Consider the following 18,492-nt stretch of genomic DNA (forward strand, 5'->3'; position numbering starts at 1 on the left):
GTCACATTCCGCTCTGACCCACGATGAGCTGATGGCCATTGCGTCGACCGTCGCCAATCGCCGAAAGCACATCCCCATCGCCACTGACCTTGGCGGCATGCACCCCGCCAAAGAACATGTCTTCACAATCCCAGCGATGCTGATTGGCAAGGCTCAGCCCATCAAGCAGTGCACCATCAAATCCGGGCTCAACCGACAAAAGGTCATCTTCAACATGCATACGTGGTGCGGAAATCGCCCCGTGCAGGGTCATGTCAAAGGCATCGATATTGAGCAACACCTGTAACATGGTTGAGCGGATCCGGTTTGATCCCCCCGATCCGAGTGCAACCGACGCCCCGTCTTCGCCAAGATAAAGGGCCGGCGTCATCATAGAGGTCATCCGAACGCCGCACGGCCAGTTATGAAAACCGTCCGGTGAAAGATCGGCTTCGCCCAGCATGTTGTTCATCATGATCCCGGTCCCGGGCACAACACGGCCCGATGACGATCCGTTTGAGATGGTCGCAGCGGCAAGGTTGCCATCCGCATCCACGACGGAAATATGGGTCGTCCCCTGCTGACTAAGCGGGCGTTCGCCAATCATCGAACGATAGCGTTCGCACAGCTCATCACCAAGAATGGCGGGACTTGCCCCATGCTCCCCACGGGCAAGACCGGTGGCGTGAATGATCCGAGACATCGCCTCAAGATGGCGTTCCGAACCAAACGCACCCAGTGCCATTTCCCGCGCAAGCTTTAAACCAAACCCGACCAGAACCCCGCCCGAAGCTGGTGGCGGGTTTAAAACAAACCGCCCCTTGCGCCCGGTTATTAAAAGGGGATCACGCACCAGCACGCGATAGCTGGCAAGATCCTGTTCTGTCAGGTAGCCACCATGTTCAGCACATTCAGACGCAAGCTTGGCGCCGAGGTCGCCCTCATAAAATCCTGCTGCGCCGCTTTCGACCAGATAGGCAATGCTATCGGCCAGGTCCGGCTGGCGATGGGGCACACCGGCATCCAGCAACTCGAAACTGTTCGGATCAGTTTTGCCCGCCTTGCCAAACACCTGACGGCTGTCCGGCGAGAACGCCAGAAGCGGCTCGACAATGCCCATGACATAGCGCTGAAACGCATCAAGTTTGACGCCACTCTTTGCGGCCTCAATTGCCGGCTCGGCCAATTTGGCCATCGGCAGTTTGGCAAGATCGTCATGCACGGCAAAAAGACCGGCAACCACACCCGGTGTCGCAACCGATCCATAGCCACCGTGAAATTCCTGCGTCACACCACCGGTGAAGGTCGCGAGGCGGCTTTCAAATTCAAGGTTTTCACGTGATCGTTTTTCAAGCGGGGTTTCGACAAAGAAATCATAAAGCCTTGGCGTTTCCCCAGCGGGCCGGGCCATGACAAAACCACCACCACCAAGGGATGCCAGAACCGGTTCCGCCACACAGGCCGCCCACATCGCGGCAATCACCGCGTCAAAGGCGTTGCCGCCTTCTTCAAGCACGCGGGCCGCCGCACTTGCGGTAACAGAATGTCCTGCGGCAACGGCCCCGTGGGTTTTCATGATCCTGCTTTCCCGTCAGTTATTGGCGTTTGCCGTCTTTTGTGCTTCTTCCATGGGTGGGACCAGCAACTGGGCATCGACCCGTGCCGCCCCGACATTGACCCGCCAATCAAGATGCGGGCCGGTTGCACGACCGGATTCACCAATTTTGCCGATCAGATCGCCCTGCCGAACCACATCACCGACCTGCACATCAATTTCCGACAGATGCAAAAAGGCCGAGACCACGCCAAGACCATGGTCGATAAACAGTGTCGCACCGGAAAAATACATATCCGGGTGCGCAAGGGTAACGATCCCATCGGCCGGAGCGACAACCGGGCTTCCGGTCGGAAGGGCTATATCAACCCCCCAATGCGGCGCGCGTGGCTCGCCATTTAAAATCCGTTGTGATCCATAAACACCACTGATCGGACCAACGGCTGGCCAGATAAAACCACTCTGCAGGAAATCCTCGTTAAAGCGTTCGGTCCTGGCTTCACGGGCCTGACGCGAATCATCCTGAATGCGGCTGACGACCTCCGGGTCGGGGTTAACCATTTTCGGTGCAAGGCCATCGATCCGCTGAATGTTGAATTCACGATCGCCGATCTCGTAACTGAACGCTTCGATGCTGCCATCGGCATGTTGAATGCTGATGCGCGCCGGGCCTTCGTAATCACGCGGGAAGCCAAGAACAAAACGGCCATCCGGTGCGATTGTGTCAATCGCCACATCATCCAGCAGCACCTTCGATCCGGCGTCCGTTTGCCCGAACACAATCCCGCCCTGAACAAACTGTCCCTGATAGGTCGGCTCTGCGGCCTCGGCAGAGATCCCAACCACCAAAAGCCCCGCAGCGGCGAGCATGCCGGAAATGATCTTACGCATTACAGAAGGCTCCCTTGCCTGTCATCGTCCTGAGGACGAGGGTGTTTCTTCTTCGCAGGTTTTGGCTTGGTGGGCTTTTCGGCCTTCGCAGCTGCCGGTTCGGTGGATGTCGCTGTGTTAGCAGCATCTACTGTTCCGCCTGCTTCAGAAGCGGCTTTGACATCGACACCCTCGCCTGCAGTTACCCGCGTAACGCCATCGCCCATTTCAAGATCATAACCCTCGCCAGCAATAATATCGGCAGACTTGCCAATCAGGTTACCTGCGCCATCGCGCACCACCGCAAACCCGCGTTTGAGCACATTGCGATAGGAATAGCTTTCCAGAAGCCTGTCATAACGCGCCAACCCTTCGGCCTCCCGCGTCAGAGTATTGCGAACTGCCCCCTGCAGGCGGCTGGCCAGATCAATGATCTGCTTGTCGGCGCGTGCGATATCGCGTTTTGCATCGCTGGGGCGCAGGCCCGCGGTTGCCCGATCAAGGCGCGACTGCTGCATCTGAAGGGCAGACTTCATCGCCCCATCCAGACGAAGGGCTGCATTTTCCAGACGTCCGCGTTTTTCCGAAAGCTGTTCACGCGGACTGACCAGTCGTGCACTGGCTTCATTCAAGCGCGCACGTGCCTGCTGCGTGACATTGACTGCTGCGCGCGGCAACCGATCCGCCCAGTTATCAAGGGTCTGACTGCGTTCTTCGAGCATGCGTTTGGGATCACCCAAACCACGCGCCAGACTTTCAAGGGCGGTTTTCTTTTCAACACCCAAACGCCGGACGGCTTGGGCCAGACGAAGACCATCTTCCTCAACCTGCCCGATCAGTTCGCTTCGTACCGGCACGGCCTTTTCTGCCGCCCCGGTCGGGGTTGGGGCGCGCAGGTCGGACACAAAATCAATCAGGGTGGTGTCGGTTTCATGCCCGACGGCCGATATCACCGGAATATCAGATTCTGCCACCGCACGGGCGACAACTTCCTCGTTAAACGACCACAAATCCTCAAGCGACCCGCCACCGCGCGCAACAATCAGCACATCGGGGCGCGGGATCTGGCCATAGGGCAGAAGATCATTAAATCCCCGAACCGCTTCGGCCACCTGATCAGCCGCCCCCTGCCCCTGCACAAGGACAGGCCACAGCAAAACCCGGCGCGGGAAACGATCGCGCAGGCGATGCATGATATCGCGGATCACAGCCCCGGTGGGCGATGTGACAATGCCAATGACATCAGGCAGGAACGGGATCGGCTTTTTGCGATCAGCCTCAAACAGGCCTTCGGTGGCGAGCTTCTTTTTGCGTTCTTCCAGAAGCTTTAGAAGCGCGCCTTCGCCTGCGACTTCCATCGTCTCGATCACGATCTGGTATTTTGACCGGCCCGGGAAAGTCGTCAGCCGCCCGGTGACGATGACTTCCATGCCGTCTTCGGGCACCAGGCCAAGCTTGGCCGCCTGCCCGCGCCAGCACACGCCATCGAGCACCGCCTTGTCATCCTTGAGCGCAAGGTACATGTGCCCACTGCTGGCCCGTTTGAACCCGGAAATTTCACCGCGCACCCGGACAAAGGAAAAGGCATCCTCGACCGTTCGTTTCAGCGCGTTTGACAGGTCGGAAACCGAAAATTCGGGCGTATTTCCCGATTTTGCAGGCGTTTCAGGAACCGGGGCATAAGGGTCGAACAAATCTTGCGTCATCAAGGGTACTTTATGCTAAAAGCCCGCCTAATAATTTTGCGGGGTGGCAATTGGCTCTAGCCTAGTTCATCACGCATAGACCATCAAGCAATCGGACAAGTCGAAGGATAAAGTCATGAAGGTTCTGGTCGTTGGCGGCGGCGGACGTGAACACGCTCTGTGCTGGGCGATTGCGCGCAGCCCGCGCATCTCCAAATTGTGGTGCGCACCGGGCAATGCCGGCATTGCGGATTCGGCCGAATGCGTTGCGATTTCAGACAGCGACATCGATGGTCTGGTAAAATTCGCCAAGGACAACGCAGTTGATCTGGTCGTTGTTGGCCCGGAAGCGCCGCTGGTTGCTGGCCTTGTCGATGCGCTGGACGCTGAAGGCATCAAATCCTTTGGCTGCTCAAAGGCCGCGGCCCAGCTTGAGGGCTCCAAGGGCTTCATGAAGGACATGGTGGCAAAGTTTGGTGTGCCTACTGCAGCCTATGGCCGTTTCACCGATCCCAAGGACGCCAAGGCCTTTGTTGAAAAGCAGGGCGCACCGATTGTGGTCAAGACCGATGGTCTGGCTGCTGGCAAGGGTGTCACCATTTGTATGACAAATGACGAAGCCTTTGCTGCGATTGAAGAATGCATGGTGGGCGGCAAGTTTGGCGATGCCGGTGCGGAAATCGTGATCGAGGAATTCCTTAAAGGTGAGGAAGCCTCATTTTTTGCAGTTTGTGATGGTGAAAACGTCATTCCGCTGGTCGCAGCCCAGGACCACAAGGCGGTTGGCGAAGGCGATACCGGCCCGAATACGGGCGGCATGGGTGCCTATTCCCCGGCCCCGGTCTTCACCGATGCGGTCGAAGCCAAGGTCATGGATCAGATCATCATCCCGACCGTCAAGGGGATGGCAAATGAGGGCCACCCGTTCAAGGGCGTGCTGTTTGCCGGCCTGATGATTGATGAAGGCAATCCGAAACTGATCGAATACAACATCCGCTTTGGCGATCCGGAATGTCAGGTTCTGATGACACGCCTGAAATCAGACGTGCTTGATATCCTGGATGGTGCAGCAACCGGCACGCTGGATACCGTCAAACCGGAATGGCACAACGAAACCGCCATGGTCGTTGTCATGGCTGCAAAGGGCTATCCGGGGTCTTATGAAAAAGGCACCGAGATCAAAAACGTCACCGCAGCTGACGCAATGGACAAGGTCAAGGTCCTGCATGCCGGCACCAAAATGGATGGCGACAAGTTGCTCGCCACCGGTGGCCGCGTTCTTGGCGTTACCGCACGTGGTGCGACTGTGACCGAAACCCAGAAACGTGCCTATGAAGCAGTTGATGCGATTGACTGGCAAGGTGGTTTCTGCCGCCGTGATATCGGCTGGCGCGCGGTTGCCCGCGAACAGAAATAATCTGATTAAAGACCAAGATAAAAAGGCCGGGTCACGCAACCCGGCCTTTTTTCGTTTCAGCATCCATATCCATCGCGCCACCGACCCGATAGCGAATGTGATAGCGACCGTCACTTGCGGTTTCGATATCGGCCTCAACACCAAAGACGTCGCGCAAGTTCTTGCTGGTCAGGATATCGGCCGGAGTGCCAATCGCGATCAGCCTCCCGCCATCCATCATCGCGATCCGGTCACAAAACAGCGCTGCGTGATTAAGATCGTGCAAGGCGGCAACCACCGTCACCGGCAAATCATGGACCAGTTCCAAAAGTCCTAGCTGGTGACGGATATCAAGATGGTTGGTCGGCTCATCAAGCAGCAGGTAATCGGGTTGCTGTGCCAGTGCGCGCGCAATATGCACCCGTTGTTTTTCCCCACCGGACAATGTGTGCCAGATTCGATCGGCCATGCCGCCCATCGCAACGCTTTCAAGGGCGTTGGCGACAATTTCGTCATCCATCCCGGACCATGGGGACAGCAAACTAAGATAGGGTGTGCGCCCAAGTGATACGGCTTCGCGCACGGTGATGCGATCAATGGTATCGGCCTGCTGTTCGACAAAACCGATCCGGCGCGCCAGATTACGCCGCCCGACTTTGCCCATCGGCTGATCATCAAGCAATGCCACGCCATCGCTTGGCGCACGAATGCCCGCCAGCACCGACATCATGCTGGTCTTGCCCGATCCGTTTGGCCCGATCACGCCAAGAAATTCACCGGGCTCGACACGCAAACTTACATCGCGCACGATTTTTCGAAACCCGACGGACCACGCGACATTGCGAAGCTCCAACGTCATCGCAAAACCCTTCCGTGACAGAGAATAAGCGCGAAGGCCGGCGCGCCCACAAGGGCCGTAATCACCCCGATTGGCAGAACTTGACCGGGGACAATCACCCGGGAAATCACATCCGCCCCGACCAGGAAAAGCGCGCCGATCAGGGCTGATAGCGGCAACAAAAGCCCATGACGATTGCCAACAAAGAAGCGGGCCGCATGCGGGATAACCAACCCGACAAATCCGATGGAGCCTACGATGCTCACCATCACCGCCGTCATCAGGGCGGAGATACCAATCAGGATGACGTAAACACGACGCACCGGCACGCCAAGTGATGCCGCCGAATCCCGCCCGAATGTAAAGGCATCAAGCGCACGCGCATGCCAAAGACACACCAGCAAGCCAACAATGGTGACCGGCAGGGCAAGCGACGCATCCGGCCAGCGCACACCACTAAGGTTGCCCAAAAGCCAAAACATGATGCCCCGCGCTTCCTCGGCACTCGCAGACTTTGTGACGATAAACGACGTCAGGGCGTTAAAAAGCTGGGCACCTGCAATACCGGCCAGAATGATCGCCCCCGTCCCGCGCCCGGCCTGCAACGCCAGCAGCGAGACAAAGGCAAATGCCACGACCGAGCCGATAAATGCGCCCACCGACATGCCAAATATCCCCGCCCCGACACCCAGAATGGCAACACTGACCGCACCTGTGGACGCCCCGGCAGAAATCCCCAGCAAATAGGGATCGGCAAGCGCATTGCGCAAAAGCGCCTGCAACACGGCGCCAGACAGCGCCAATGCAGCGCCGCAGGATGCGGCAACAACCGCGCGGCTCAGGCGATAATTCCAGATAATGCCTTCATCAATCGGATCAACCGCATGCCCCGCACCCCACACATGATTGGCAATGGTGTCGATCACGGTTTTTAGCGGGATCGATGTTTCACCAACCGATGCAGCAAAGGCAAGCGAGAGGCCAAGCAACACCAGCGCAGCAAAAGCTGCGCTGGTGCGACGTCCGGTTACCGAAGACAACAGGGCGATCAATTGATTTGGCTCTGGCGCAGATCGACCACCGCCTTGGCCATCAGTTCAATACCATCGATGGTGCGAATGGTCGGGTTCATCGACATCGCATCAAGCACCACGATCCGGTCGTTACGAACCGCATCCATCTGGCTGGTCACCGGATCAGATTTCAGGAACTTCATTTTCAGTTCCCAATCATCCGCCGGAAACCGGCGACGTGCCATTTTGCCAATTGCGATGATGTCGGGATTGGCACTTGCGATGGTTTCCCAACCGACTTTCGGCCATTCGTCATCGCTTTCGATGACATTCCGGACATTGAGGATATTGGCGATATAGCCCGGTGCGCCTTTTTGCCCGGCAACGTAAGGGTCAACATCGATCTCGGCACTTGAGAACCAGAAAAGCGCGCTGATACCGCTACCATCAATGCTTTCAACCGTTACCCGCGCCGCCTGTTCACGTGCACGCAGGTCTGCGACAAGCTTTTCGCCGCGATCTTCAACGTCAAAGATCAAGGCCATTTCGCTGATCGTCTGATAGATCAGATCCATCGAAAACGCATCAAGGCGCGTACCATCCCCACCCGTGCTGTTATCCTTGCCGACACAATCGGCAGGTGCGGTATAGACCGGAATGGAAAGTTCGTTGAACTGCTTGACCGTGCCGACCGCACCGTTCGGGCCGACATGCCACTGATACTGGTTGGTCACAAGATCGGGCTTCTGGCCAACAACGCTTTCAAAGCTGGGATCGTTATCAGCTAGGCGCTTCACCTTGGCATTGGCTTCGCGGTATTCTTCCGCCACCGGATTGAACCAGACGGCGGTGCCGACAACCTTGTCTGCCAGTCCCAACCGATACAGGATTTCGGTATTACTTTGCCCCAGCGAGACAACCCGTTCCGGCACCTTTTCAAAAGTCACACTCCGTCCGCAATTCTCAAGCGTCAGCGGATAGTCGGTCGCCTGCGCGCCCGCACTGATGAATGCCAGTCCAGCAGCAATCACCCCGACTGCCAGACCCTGTCTGTTCATTATATTCACGTCATTGTCCTTTCACGGAGGCAGATCGAAAACCCTTCCTTTGGAATGGAATCAACTCACTTCAATGAATGTTATGTTATGTTATAACATAACATAACAGTTACTATCGTCAAGGGACTGGCTTGCGTGCTGAAAAATGACGGGAAATGTTCGGGATTAAACGCCGATTGAATAAGTTCCAACCTGCGCATAACGCGACATGTACCGACATCCTCCGGGGCACCCCGCCCGGTCCGTCGTGTTCATGTCGGCAGGTCTCCTGGCTCACGGGTCACTACATTTTCTGGCCTTCCCGGGCATCACCCAGTGGCAAAATCAGAAAATGCTCACCGCCTACAGTTGCGGGGGCAGCTTCGGTCAATGGTCTGGCAAAACCGGATCACATCGAATTCCCTTTATCCGAAGTTCGGATACCGACAGGAATTTGATTTCACACAGATAACACTGTCCGTCAAGCGCTTCGCGTTCACATCAGGCAAGCGGATCGTCACCTTGAATTTGCCATCATTCGTCCCGATTACCTCCACACTGCCCGGTATGCTTTGCCGGGTAACGCAATCATCGGAATATGGTGAAAATGACGACTTCCGTGGAACGCAGACGCTTTTTGAAATCCATCGCCGCCGCCGGCCTGATCCTGCCGGGCATGTCGCTTTACAGCCATGCGATGGCCGAGGTCCCCGGGCTTGATCTGGGCAATGCGCAAAGCTTTGACTTTACCAGCCTGATCGAACGCGCTAAGGGAATGGCGACCGAACCCTATGAAGCACCCGTTGCGCCAAACCCGGAAATTGTCGGGCGTATTGATTACGACACCCATGGCAAGCTGCATTACAAACGCGACCATTCGCCGTTTTCCGATGGATCAGGCACCTATCCGCTGACGTTCTTCCATCTTGGTATGTATTTCGCGAAGCCCGTGCATATGTATCTTCTGGAAAACGGGCAAGCGCGCGAAGTGATCTATAAGCCCGATTACTTTGACATGCCCGAAGACAGCATTGCCCGCCAACTGCCCGCCAACAGCGGCTTTGCCGGTTTCCGCTTGCATGAGAATCAGGCGCGTGATGACTGGAAAACGCAAGACTGGGCGGCGTTCCTTGGTGCATCCTATTTCCGCGCCATCGGTGATGAGGGCCAATATGGCCTATCGGCACGTGGCATCGCGGTCAATACCGCAACCTCGACCCCGGAAGAATTCCCCGATTTCCGTCAGTTCTTTATCGAGCCTGCGAAAAATCCCGAAGATCCGGTCACGGTCTATGCCCTGCTGGATGGGCCGAGCATCACCGGTGCCTATAAGTTCCTGCTGTATCGCGGCGAAGGGGTGACGATGGATGTCGAAAAACATCTGTTTGTCCGAAAAGACATCGAACGCCTTGGCATCGCACCACTGACCAGCATGTTCTGGTATTCCGAACAGAACAAATCGTTCCGCTTTGACTGGCGACCGGAAGTGCATGACAGCGACGGCTTGGAACTTTGGACCGGTGGTGGCGAGCGCATCTGGCGACAGCTCAATAACCCCGAAACCATCCGCGCATCGGCCTTTGGCGATCATAACCCGCGCGGTTTTGGCCTGATGCAGCGAGATCGCGATGTGAAAAACTATCTGGATGGTGTGCGCTATCACCGCCGCCCGAGCCTATGGGTCGAACCGAAAGGCGAGTGGAATGATGGTGCTGTTCAGCTGATCGAAATCCCGACCGACGATGAAATCCACGATAACATCGCGGCCTTCTGGGTACCGAATGGCGAAGCCAAGGCGGGCAACAGCTATCAGTTTAAATACCGCCTGCACTGGCAGGCCCAAAACCCATTCCCGGTCACGGAACTGGCAACTGCCACTGCTACCCGCATGGGCCGCGGCGGGGAGCCCGGCACTAACCGCCCGAAAGACGAGATCAAGTTTTCCGTCGAGTTCGAAGGCGAGGTTCTTGGAACCCTTGCCTATGGTGAATTCCCGGAAGTGGTTGTGACATCCTCGCGCGGCGAGATTGTCCGCACCAAGATCGAACCGATCATGGATACCCGCATCTGGCGCGCGGCCTTTGACCTTAAGGCGGCTGGCACCGATCCGGTTGACCTGCGGATGTATCTGAAACGCGGCGACGCACCACTCAGCGAAACCTGGATGTTCCAGCATTTGCCGGCACTGAGTAATCAGCAACACCAATAGCTTAATCTTAGGGAAGCTAACCGCACATAAGATAATTAAAGAAGCAAACAAATCATTTAGAGACGCTAGGAGCGCTTGTCCAAAGCATCAAAGTTTGGCTGCTGGACAAATTGCCATATTGGCAACTGCCCACTTTTGTATTCCTTACTCACAAGGGGATTAAGCCAATTTGGCCGCTGAACAGCAAGCAATTGAACAACCTTATTATCAGCGACAGTTTTTTCTGTGTAATACCTTGAGAAAATAGAACTCAAGGTGCCAATAGTGTTAAGGCCGTATTGAGGAGGCTCACCAGCATAGCTCTCATATTCGACGGCAATCAGTTCATCATTCTCCATAACTGCCGTTGGCGGCTTCTCCAGCCAATCGCCGTAGAACATTAATGTCAATGCCACCTCTTGCTCGTTTGCATCAAGAATCTCTCTGTCCTCACTGAATAACTTAACGCCACCGATTGTGAAGGATGCTTGATCATGTTCGTTAATGTTGCTCGGTTTGCTCTGATCCACCAAGACCCGTAACCTTAACGGGGAACGTGTTCCTATCTGGCGGTCGCCCAATTCAGAGAACTCGTTAACCAACAGTGCATCACACATACTTAACTTCAAATCACCAGATTCGTTTAGAAGTTTATCTGGTGAAATCACTGTCCATATGCGCCACTTCGCCCAATAAATTGCGAGTTTAAGTTCAGCACCAGTTTCCTGTGAGTAAGCATTAAGTCTGTTAAAATATGAGGCTGTCATCAACCGTCTTTTTTTGTTGCCGTGCTCTCTTTCGAAGACATTTTTGACTTCGACTAGCCACTGCCTACCGTCCTTCAGCACCACTCTGATATCCGGCGCAATATAGGACTCTTCTGGAAACACCCTTCCAACGTCCTCGTGCTTTAAGAGTTTGAACTCACCTAAGCTCACCAACGTCGACATAAACATTGCCTCGACTCTCTGTCCGTACAACAGGATATCGTCTTGTAGTCCTTGTTCGATTGCCTTCTCGACGTGAGCAGAAAAAGCTGACTTTGTGCTTGGATCATGAAGCGAGACTTTTTGCTCCACCCCGAACTTTGCGTACTCACCAAATAGGTCAAATGGCTTTTTCATGCAGCCCCGCTAACATACTGATGATATTTGACATTTCGTAATTTCGAATACGATGGAGAGTTAACGCAGCGACCCAAAGAAGTCCTTCAGAAGCTTGGCAGCTTCGACCTCGCCAATGCCGCCATAGACTTCCGGGCGGTGATGGCAGCTTGTGCTTTCAAACACGCGCGGGCCGTGATCCACCCCGCCGCCCTTGGGGTCGTAGGCCCCGAAATAGACACGCCGCAGACGGGCAAATGAAATGGCGGTCGCGCACATCGGGCAGGGTTCAAGTGTGACGTAAAGATCGCAATTGGGAAGCCTAGGTTCGCCCTTGGCCCCGGCGGCCGCCCGGATGACGAGGATTTCGGCGTGCGCAGTCGGATCGTTCATTTCCTCGGTCAGGTTACCGGCGCGCGCAAGCACCTCGCCACTATCAGCATCGACCAGAACGGCACCGACGGGCACTTCGCCGCGCCGGGCGGCGGCACGGGCTTCTTCAAGCGCCATGTCCATATAGCTGTCTGCACTCATGATCTTTCCATCCCGCTTGTGCCTTGTGACAGGATACCGCCGCCTTGCGGCTGATCCTGCTTTTACTTCATTTTAGGGCGTTAAGGTCCAAAGTGCTAGCAAGCAGATATTCGGTCAAGCCATCATCAAGGCGTATCGCCATGGCTTGCAACCAGTGACTGTTTGCACAGAACGCATGGACCATCGGCGTGAATTGCCGTTGCCCTTAAAGGGTTACACAGGTAGTTTCCCGCTAACTTTAATTCTCCAGCACCAAGGTTGTTTTCATCATGACCACGCGCAAGCCGATCATTGGTATCACACTCGATTCCGAAGAACCGGGCGGATATTCCAAATTCCCGTGGTATGCGCTGCGTGAAAACTATGCCGGTGCCGTGACCGAGGCTGGCGGCATTCCGATGCCCCTGCCCCATGAAGTTGAACTGGTGCCCGATCTGCTGGACCTGATTGACGGGCTGGTCGTGACGGGCGGTGCGTTTGACGTTGACCCGACCCTGTTTGGCGCAACAGAAACCCATGACACGGTTGTCACCAAGGATCGGCGCACCAAATTTGAATGGGCGATGGCCGAAGGTGCGCTTAAACGCGACATGCCGGTTCTGGGCATTTGCGGTGGTCAGCAGCTATTGAACGTTATTCTGGGTGGATCGCTGATCCAGCATATCCCCGATAGCGTTGAGAACTGCCTGCCGCACGAACAGCCAAACCCACGCAACGAGCCGGGCCATGATGTGACAGTTGAACCGAATACGCTTCTGGCCAAAATCGTTGGCGATGTGAAAACACTGTCGGTCAATTCCGCCCACCATCAGGCGGTTGAGGGGGTTGGCCCGGATGTGATCATCAATTCCTATGCGCCCGATGGCGTGATCGAGGGGATTGAGCATCCGAAATATCGTTATTGTCTCGGGGTCCAGTGGCATCCCGAATTCCATATCAGTTCGGGCGATGCGAAGATTTTCGACGCCCTGATTTCCGAGGCCCGCCAATGAGCGACAAAAACACCACCCCGGATGACAACAAGCCCGAACGCATTGCCAAGCGCATTGCGCGTTCCGGTGTTTGCTCCCGCCGCGATGCCGAACGCATGATCGCCGAAGGTCTCGTGCGCCTTAATGGCAAGAAGCTTGATAGCCCGGCCGTGACCGTCACCGACGAAGACGAGATCATCGTTGATGGCAAGCCGCTGCCGGAAAAGGAAAAGCCGCGTCTTTGGCGCCTGTTTAAAAAGCGCGGTCTGGTCACCAGCCACCGCGACGAACAGGGCCGCGATACGGTATTCGAACATCTGCCAAGCTATGTACCGCGCGTGATTTCGGTCGGGCGACTTGATTTGAACTCCGAAGGGTTGTTGTTGCTAACCAACGATGGCGAGCTTGCCCGTTATCTTGAACTGCCTGCCACCGGCTGGGCGCGCCGTTATCGCGTGCGCGTGCATGGTCAGATCGACCAAGCAAAGCTCAAACAGCTTGAAGACGGTGTCACGGTCGATGGGGTTAATTACGGCTCCATCCATGCCGAGGTTGATGTTCAAAAAGGCACCAATGCCTGGATGACCGTAACACTGCGTGAAGGCAAGAACCGTGAAATCCGCCGTGTCATGGAACATCTTGGCTGGCCGGTGACGCGTCTGATGCGTGTTTCCTATGGACCGTTCCAGCTGGGCAACCTGGCGCCTGGCGAGTGCGAGGAAGTCACTGGCAAGGTAATGAAGGAACAGCTCGCTGCCTTCTTCAAGGGCGACTATTCCAAGGTTTCCGAAAAGAAATCGGTTGCCCGTGGCGGCACCGCGCGCCCGAAGGCACCCCGCACGGTCTTTGGCCAACCGGCGCAGCGCAAACGCCCGCAAGGCGGCCCGAGTACCAATGCTAATGCCGATGACACTGCCGAACAACGCGAAACCCGTGAACGTTCCAGTTCGGCCCGCAAGGGGCCGCGTATCGGTGCAGCACCGCGCGCAGGTGGACGCGGCAAACCGGCATCCGGCGCGGGTCGGCAGGAACGCGATATGCGCGAAGAACGCGGATCAGCACGCCCGACCAACAAGGGCCGTGGTCGTTACAGTGCGGATGGCAAGGCTGCTGCTGGTCGGGATGGTGGACGTGACGCCGGACGCGGGGCCGGACGCAATAGCGGCCCTGATGGCGCACGTGGTAAGCAAGCCAACAAACCCGGCGGCAAACCCACCGGTCGCAAGCCTGCCGGCAACCGCCCGCGCGGCGGCAAGAAGGACTAAGGCCAATGCGGATTGTTGGCGGCACCCATCGCGGGCGGGTCTTGAGCGCGCCGGAAGGACGCGACACACGCCCAACGCTTGATCGCGTGCGCGAGGCGCTTTTTAGCATCCTTTCCCACGCATCGCGCTGGTATGAGGACGACTTCAATCCGCTTTATGACGGCATCATCCTTGATGCCTTTGCCGGGTCCGGCGCGCTTGGCCTTGAGGCCATTTCACGTGGAGCCGATCAGGCCGTGTTCTTTGATAATGACCGCAAGGCGATTGCGATTATTGAACAGAATATCGAGGCGCTTCGCATTTCCGATCAGGCCCGCGCCCAGCGTGCAGACGCAACCAAGCCGCCGCGCGCCAGTCAGCCTGCCAGCATGGTCTTCCTTGATCCGCCTTATGGCAAAGACTTGATCGCGCCCAGCATCACAGCCCTCGCCAAGGCCGGCTGGATTGATGGCAACACCCTGATTGTTGCCGAACGCGATCCACGTGATCCGGAGATCAGCCTTGATGGGTTTGATCTTTGTGACAGTCGCAAATATGGCCGTTGCCAGATTGATATCGGCCGTTTTTCCGCCTGATCCCGGCGTTACTGCCGTGCGGTTCATTCTGTGTTAGATTTGAAGATCTTCTGAATTGGTTGATCGATATGAAACGCCTGCCTGAAGCCATCGCACCAGACAAGGATTTTGGTCGCCTTTTGCGCCAATGGCGACGCACAAGCGATATCAAGCAATCGCGTCTGGCCGATATTCTAGGCGTAACCCAGGCAACCGTATCGCGCTGGGAAAGCGGTGCGCAAAGCCCGGCCCCACTGCAATATAACCTGATCCATCAGATGATGACGCGAAAGCGCAATTTCCGTCTGGATCACGCGATCAAACGGCTGGTGATGCATTCATCCCAGCGCGTGCATCTGATCGAAGATCGGTCGCATCGCTTGCTGTGTGTCTCAAGCCCGCGCGAGGCCGAATGGCAACGCGATGCCGCCCCCTTGCTGGGCACCTCACTCTGGCGGTTTGCCACGCCGGAAATCGCATCGGCCGAAAAAAGCCTGCATGATCTGGGCTGGCATGAAGATCAGACTGATCATCTCACCTTTGAGAACTCCCGCCGGGATGGCGATCCGTTGCGGATTGTTGACAGCTATATCCTGTGGGAGCGTTTTTTCCTCTCGGACGGCACGGCGGTTCGTCTGACTACGGGCTTTGATCAGCAACCAAATCACGTCTGATCGCGGCACGCATATTTCATACGTGGCGTTCCGTGCGTCAAATCGGGTAATCAATTCACTCGCTCCGCTGCCCTCCCTGCCCCACGGAATTGACCGATGCCGCCTATCACCGCTGTTATTGTTCTTTATGGACTGGGACTGACCGCCTCTATGCAGGTCGGGCTGATTGGGCCGATTGCACCCGATTTGCACGCAGGTTTCGGGCTTAGTCAGGCGGAATTTGGCTTGGTGGCATCGCTGATCACGGCAGCAGGCGCACTTTGTGCCATCCCCGCCGGGGTGTGGGCCGCACGCGCGGGCCTGCGCAAGTCGATGGTGCTTGGCGGCGCGATGATGATTTTGGGCGCGTTGATCTTTGCCACCGCAAGCGTGAGCTCCCTTTTATATGTCGGGCGGTTGGTCACCAGTGTTGGCTATCTTCTGATTGTTGTTGGTGCGCCAAGCTGGATGGCCGCATTCAAGAACCCGAAACTGGTTGCCATGGCCATGAGCATCTGGGGCACCTTCATTCCGGTCGGTATTGCGCTGGGCAACTGGATCAGTGCGGCTGTGGTGACCTGGCTTGACTGGCGCCTTGCGGTTGGCGCCTGCACCCTACCGATCCTTGTTTTGCTGCCGCTTCTGGCCTTTATGGATAAACCTGAAACCGGCAGCACGCGCAGATCGCTGCTTTTGGGTGTGATCGGTGTTTTGAAATCCCGTGCCGCCCTTCAGGTTGCACTGACCTTTGCCGCCTTTGCCGGGGCAACGTCAGCCGCCCTTGCCTTCATGCCCGCCATGCTGGCCGATAATCTTGATATCGGCATCGCGCTCTCGGCCGGGATCATCGGCACCACCGCAATTGCCGGCAATGTCGTTGGTAGTGTTGCGGCTGGCACCGTTTTGGGCCGGGATGTTTCGGGCAGGACGATCCTGATGCTGTTCTTGCCAGCTATGGCCATTGCGATTTCAACCCTGTTTGTCAGCACATCGGTCCCGATCAGCATCACCGCATTGATCATCTTTAACATCTGTCAGGGTGCGGTTGCCGGGACCTGCTTTGCGCTATTGCCAAAGATCGCCAAGGACGGCCTTTCGATGCCGGCCCTGCAGGGCATGCTGGCCCAGTTTGCCGAGATTTTTGTCGTCATCGTGCCGCCTTTTGCCGGGGCGATGATTGATCAGAATGGCTGGGCCGGGGCAGCGGCGGTTTTGGGCGGGTTTTACGTTGCCGGCTTCCTGATCTCGCTGCGCAAGCAGGATTAGGCAGTGTTCATTAGACGAAATTCATTTTGAAACTATACGATACGGTGGCTTGACCTATTCCGCGAAGCAGGCGACCCTTCCAACCCCAACAAAGTCAAAAAGATTTAGGGAAGTGGAATGCAGTTGATCAAGGCCATCTTTATCGGACTGATATTGATCGGCCTGTCTGTTCTGGCTGTGTTTTTCATCTGGTTGGCACCCGTCGGTGCGGCCTATAGCGCAAAGATCATGTGCTCTGCCATTTTTGTAAATGGCCTGACATCCACCCGTGCACGTGATGTCGATATTCTTGCCGACAATAATCCCCTGTTATCGCTGATTACGACCAATGTAGATTTGCGCAATCAGACCGTCAGCGCCCATGCGTTTGGCTTTCGCAAGCGCTTTGCGGTCTACCGCCCGAATCTGGGCTGCACATTGGCCGATGACGTCGATCATATTGCCCAGTTGCGCAACGCCACCCCGGTGATGAAACCGGTCGCGGCCAAGCCGCTTCTGACGACCCCGCCGCCGGCCAATGTGGATCGCCGGGCGCTGAATAACATCTTGTTTGATGTCATGGATGAGCCGGGCCTGCACCCGGAACGCCGCACGCGCGCGGTTGTCATCCTGCATGATGGCAAGGTGGTCGCCGAACGTTATGCCGAGGGGATTACTGCCGACACGCCGCTTCCCGGCTGGTCAATGACCAAAAGCGTTTTCAATGTCATCCTTGGCCGCATGCGGTATGAGGGCATGATTTCCCATCTTCAGGACCCGGTTCTGATCAATGAATGGCAGGCAGAACCAAACGACCCGCGCGCGACCATCAATTATGATGATTTGCTTCGCATGCGAAGCGGGCTTGAGTTTGATGAAAGCTATGCCAATCCGCTATCCGACGTGGTCCAGATGCTGTTTATCGAACCGGCTGCGGCGGGCTATGCCGTTTCCATGCCGCTCGAACATACGCCGGGCAGCAATTTCGCCTATAATTCCGGGGCAAGTAATATCCTGTCCGCTGCGATCCGCAATCTGAGCGGGTCTCGCACCACCTACCTCAGCCGCCCGACCGAACTTCTGTTCCGTCCGCTGGGCATGAGCAGTGCGGTGATTGAAACCGACCCGGAAGGCTATTTTATCGCTTCAAGCTTCATGCATGCATCCGCACGCGACTGGGCTAAGATCGGCCAGCTGTTCCTGCAAGATGGCGTATGGGATGGCGAACGCCTGTTGCCGGAAGGCTGGGTTGGCTATTCCACCAGCCCGGCGGCAGAAGACCCGTATGGTCTTTATGGGGCGCATTGGTGGCTTGATCTGCCCGGCAGCCGGAACGAAGACGGCACCCCGCGCGATGATATTACCCAACTGCCAGAAGACGCCTTTTTCTCGCTTGGTCATGATGGTCAATCGATGACGGTCATTCCGTCACGCGATCTGGTGGTTGTCCGCTTTGGGGTGACGCGCAATCGCAGTGCCTTTGACCTGCGCAAGTTCATTGCCGATCTGACAGCAGTATTCCCGGATAAAGCTAATCTGCCGCAACCTGATGCCGAAAATCCGGAAGGCGGGCAAGACGCGGCAACCGAAGTAAATGACGGCTAGC

The 18,492-nt window shown here is 56.4% G+C and carries 16 protein-coding genes and 1 riboswitch; of the genes, 8 read left to right on the forward strand and 8 right to left on the reverse strand.

Annotation, left to right across the window (positions count from 1 at the left end; translation table 11 throughout):
* Position 1: 1 nt before the first annotated feature.
* From UF64_RS02145 to xseA, 3 genes are read right to left on the reverse strand one after another with little or no spacing between them, the layout of a single operon-like run.
* Positions 2-1,555 carry a gamma-glutamyltransferase family protein gene (locus tag UF64_RS02145; protein ID WP_052657414.1) on the reverse strand — a complete coding sequence of 518 codons (1,554 nt, stop codon included), beginning with the start codon at positions 1,553-1,555 and terminating at the stop codon, positions 2-4.
* Positions 1,556-1,570: 15 nt separating this feature from the next.
* On the reverse strand, positions 1,571-2,425 hold the full coding sequence (locus tag UF64_RS02150) for a M23 family metallopeptidase (RefSeq protein WP_044826987.1): 855 nt from the start codon (positions 2,423-2,425) through the stop codon (positions 1,571-1,573).
* On the reverse strand, positions 2,425-4,110 hold the full coding sequence (gene xseA / locus UF64_RS02155; protein ID WP_044826988.1) for an exodeoxyribonuclease VII large subunit: 1,686 nt from the start codon (positions 4,108-4,110) through the stop codon (positions 2,425-2,427). Before xseA ends, UF64_RS02150 begins: the two co-directional genes overlap by 1 nt.
* A 115-nt stretch (positions 4,111-4,225) precedes the next feature.
* Between xseA and purD the strand changes: the two genes are divergently transcribed.
* Positions 4,226-5,506 (forward strand): phosphoribosylamine--glycine ligase, encoded by a 1,281-nt coding sequence (gene purD / locus UF64_RS02160; protein WP_044826989.1) that lies wholly within the window; start codon positions 4,226-4,228, stop codon positions 5,504-5,506.
* Between the two features lie 31 nt (positions 5,507-5,537).
* On the opposite strand, the gene UF64_RS02165 is transcribed toward purD, so the two are convergent.
* Genes UF64_RS02165 through UF64_RS02175 form a run of 3 tightly spaced genes read right to left on the reverse strand, consistent with a single transcriptional unit; the run spans position 5,538 to position 8,394 of the window.
* Positions 5,538-6,344: an ABC transporter ATP-binding protein gene (locus UF64_RS02165; RefSeq protein ID WP_044826990.1), complete on the reverse strand. Its 807-nt coding sequence runs from the start codon at positions 6,342-6,344 to the stop codon at positions 5,538-5,540.
* Positions 6,341-7,366: an iron ABC transporter permease gene (locus tag UF64_RS02170; protein ID WP_200892633.1), complete on the reverse strand. Its 1,026-nt coding sequence runs from the start codon at positions 7,364-7,366 to the stop codon at positions 6,341-6,343. The genes UF64_RS02165 and UF64_RS02170 overlap by 4 nt, the downstream gene beginning before the upstream one ends.
* Before the next feature lie 5 nt (positions 7,367-7,371).
* The gene (locus tag UF64_RS02175) at positions 7,372-8,394 is read right to left on the reverse strand and encodes an ABC transporter substrate-binding protein (RefSeq protein WP_152630579.1); all 1,023 of its coding nucleotides are present in this window, start codon (positions 8,392-8,394) and stop codon (positions 7,372-7,374) included.
* Between the two features lie 240 nt (positions 8,395-8,634).
* Positions 8,635-8,836, reverse strand: a riboswitch (cobalamin riboswitch).
* A 144-nt stretch (positions 8,837-8,980) separates the two neighbouring features.
* Here UF64_RS02175 and UF64_RS02180 point away from each other — a divergent pair.
* Positions 8,981-10,582 carry a glucan biosynthesis protein gene (locus UF64_RS02180; RefSeq protein ID WP_044827292.1) on the forward strand — a complete coding sequence of 534 codons (1,602 nt, stop codon included), beginning with the start codon at positions 8,981-8,983 and terminating at the stop codon, positions 10,580-10,582.
* Positions 10,583-10,647: 65 nt separating this feature from the next.
* Here the strand turns inward: UF64_RS02180 and UF64_RS02185 are convergent, their stop codons facing one another.
* On the reverse strand, positions 10,648-11,685 hold the full coding sequence (locus UF64_RS02185; protein WP_044826991.1) for a hypothetical protein: 1,038 nt from the start codon (positions 11,683-11,685) through the stop codon (positions 10,648-10,650).
* Between the two features lie 60 nt (positions 11,686-11,745).
* Positions 11,746-12,198, reverse strand: a complete 453-nt coding sequence (locus UF64_RS02190) for a nucleoside deaminase (RefSeq protein ID WP_044826992.1) — start codon at positions 12,196-12,198, stop codon at positions 11,746-11,748.
* Positions 12,199-12,467: 269 nt separating this feature from the next.
* Here UF64_RS02190 and UF64_RS02195 point away from each other — a divergent pair, with 269 nt between their 5' ends.
* The 6 genes from UF64_RS02195 (at position 12,468) to UF64_RS02220 (ending at position 18,491) form a co-directional block, all read left to right on the forward strand.
* On the forward strand, positions 12,468-13,190 hold the full coding sequence (locus UF64_RS02195; protein WP_044826993.1) for a gamma-glutamyl-gamma-aminobutyrate hydrolase family protein: 723 nt from the start codon (positions 12,468-12,470) through the stop codon (positions 13,188-13,190).
* A complete protein-coding gene (locus UF64_RS02200; protein WP_044826994.1) occupies positions 13,187-14,434 on the forward strand; it encodes a pseudouridine synthase in 1,248 nt (415 codons plus the stop codon). Before UF64_RS02195 ends, UF64_RS02200 begins: the two co-directional genes overlap by 4 nt.
* Positions 14,435-14,439: 5 nt before the next feature.
* Positions 14,440-15,009 carry a 16S rRNA (guanine(966)-N(2))-methyltransferase RsmD gene (rsmD, locus tag UF64_RS02205; protein ID WP_044826995.1) on the forward strand — a complete coding sequence of 190 codons (570 nt, stop codon included), beginning with the start codon at positions 14,440-14,442 and terminating at the stop codon, positions 15,007-15,009.
* A 68-nt stretch (positions 15,010-15,077) separates the two neighbouring features.
* Complete coding sequence (locus tag UF64_RS02210) at positions 15,078-15,662, forward strand: helix-turn-helix domain-containing protein (RefSeq protein WP_044826996.1); 585 nt, start codon at positions 15,078-15,080, stop codon at positions 15,660-15,662.
* 96 nt (positions 15,663-15,758) lie between these two features.
* Positions 15,759-16,907: a CynX/NimT family MFS transporter gene (locus UF64_RS02215; RefSeq protein WP_044826997.1), complete on the forward strand. Its 1,149-nt coding sequence runs from the start codon at positions 15,759-15,761 to the stop codon at positions 16,905-16,907.
* A gap of 117 nt (positions 16,908-17,024) precedes the next feature.
* A complete protein-coding gene (locus UF64_RS02220; RefSeq protein WP_052657415.1) occupies positions 17,025-18,491 on the forward strand; it encodes a serine hydrolase in 1,467 nt (488 codons plus the stop codon).
* The last annotated feature ends 1 nt before the right edge of the window (position 18,492 follow it).

Origin of the sequence: Thalassospira sp. HJ (assembly GCF_000948415.1) — a bacterium.
Taxonomy (GTDB): domain Bacteria; phylum Pseudomonadota; class Alphaproteobacteria; order Rhodospirillales; family Thalassospiraceae; genus Thalassospira.

Bases quoted from the DNA above. Each gene is read 5' to 3' on its own strand.
- UF64_RS02200 (WP_044826994.1), top strand. From the start codon at position 13,187: ATGAGCGACAAAAACACCACCCCGGATGACAACAAGCCCGAACGCATT.
- UF64_RS02145 (WP_052657414.1), bottom strand. From the start codon at position 1,555: ATGAAAACCCACGGGGCCGTTGCCGCAGGACATTCTGTTACCGCAAGT.
- UF64_RS02190 (WP_044826992.1), bottom strand. From the start codon at position 12,198: ATGAGTGCAGACAGCTATATGGACATGGCGCTTGAAGAAGCCCGTGCC.
- UF64_RS02165 (WP_044826990.1), bottom strand. From the start codon at position 6,344: ATGACGTTGGAGCTTCGCAATGTCGCGTGGTCCGTCGGGTTTCGAAAA.
- UF64_RS02150 (WP_044826987.1), bottom strand. From the start codon at position 2,425: ATGCGTAAGATCATTTCCGGCATGCTCGCCGCTGCGGGGCTTTTGGTG.
- UF64_RS02210 (WP_044826996.1), top strand. From the start codon at position 15,078: ATGAAACGCCTGCCTGAAGCCATCGCACCAGACAAGGATTTTGGTCGC.
- UF64_RS02180 (WP_044827292.1), top strand. From the start codon at position 8,981: ATGACGACTTCCGTGGAACGCAGACGCTTTTTGAAATCCATCGCCGCC.
- UF64_RS02215 (WP_044826997.1), top strand. From the start codon at position 15,759: ATGCCGCCTATCACCGCTGTTATTGTTCTTTATGGACTGGGACTGACC.
- UF64_RS02185 (WP_044826991.1), bottom strand. From the start codon at position 11,685: ATGAAAAAGCCATTTGACCTATTTGGTGAGTACGCAAAGTTCGGGGTG.
- UF64_RS02220 (WP_052657415.1), top strand. From the start codon at position 17,025: ATGCAGTTGATCAAGGCCATCTTTATCGGACTGATATTGATCGGCCTG.
- rsmD (WP_044826995.1), top strand. From the start codon at position 14,440: ATGCGGATTGTTGGCGGCACCCATCGCGGGCGGGTCTTGAGCGCGCCG.
- UF64_RS02195 (WP_044826993.1), top strand. From the start codon at position 12,468: ATGACCACGCGCAAGCCGATCATTGGTATCACACTCGATTCCGAAGAA.
- UF64_RS02175 (WP_152630579.1), bottom strand. From the start codon at position 8,394: ATGAACAGACAGGGTCTGGCAGTCGGGGTGATTGCTGCTGGACTGGCA.
- xseA (WP_044826988.1), bottom strand. From the start codon at position 4,110: ATGACGCAAGATTTGTTCGACCCTTATGCCCCGGTTCCTGAAACGCCT.
- purD (WP_044826989.1), top strand. From the start codon at position 4,226: ATGAAGGTTCTGGTCGTTGGCGGCGGCGGACGTGAACACGCTCTGTGC.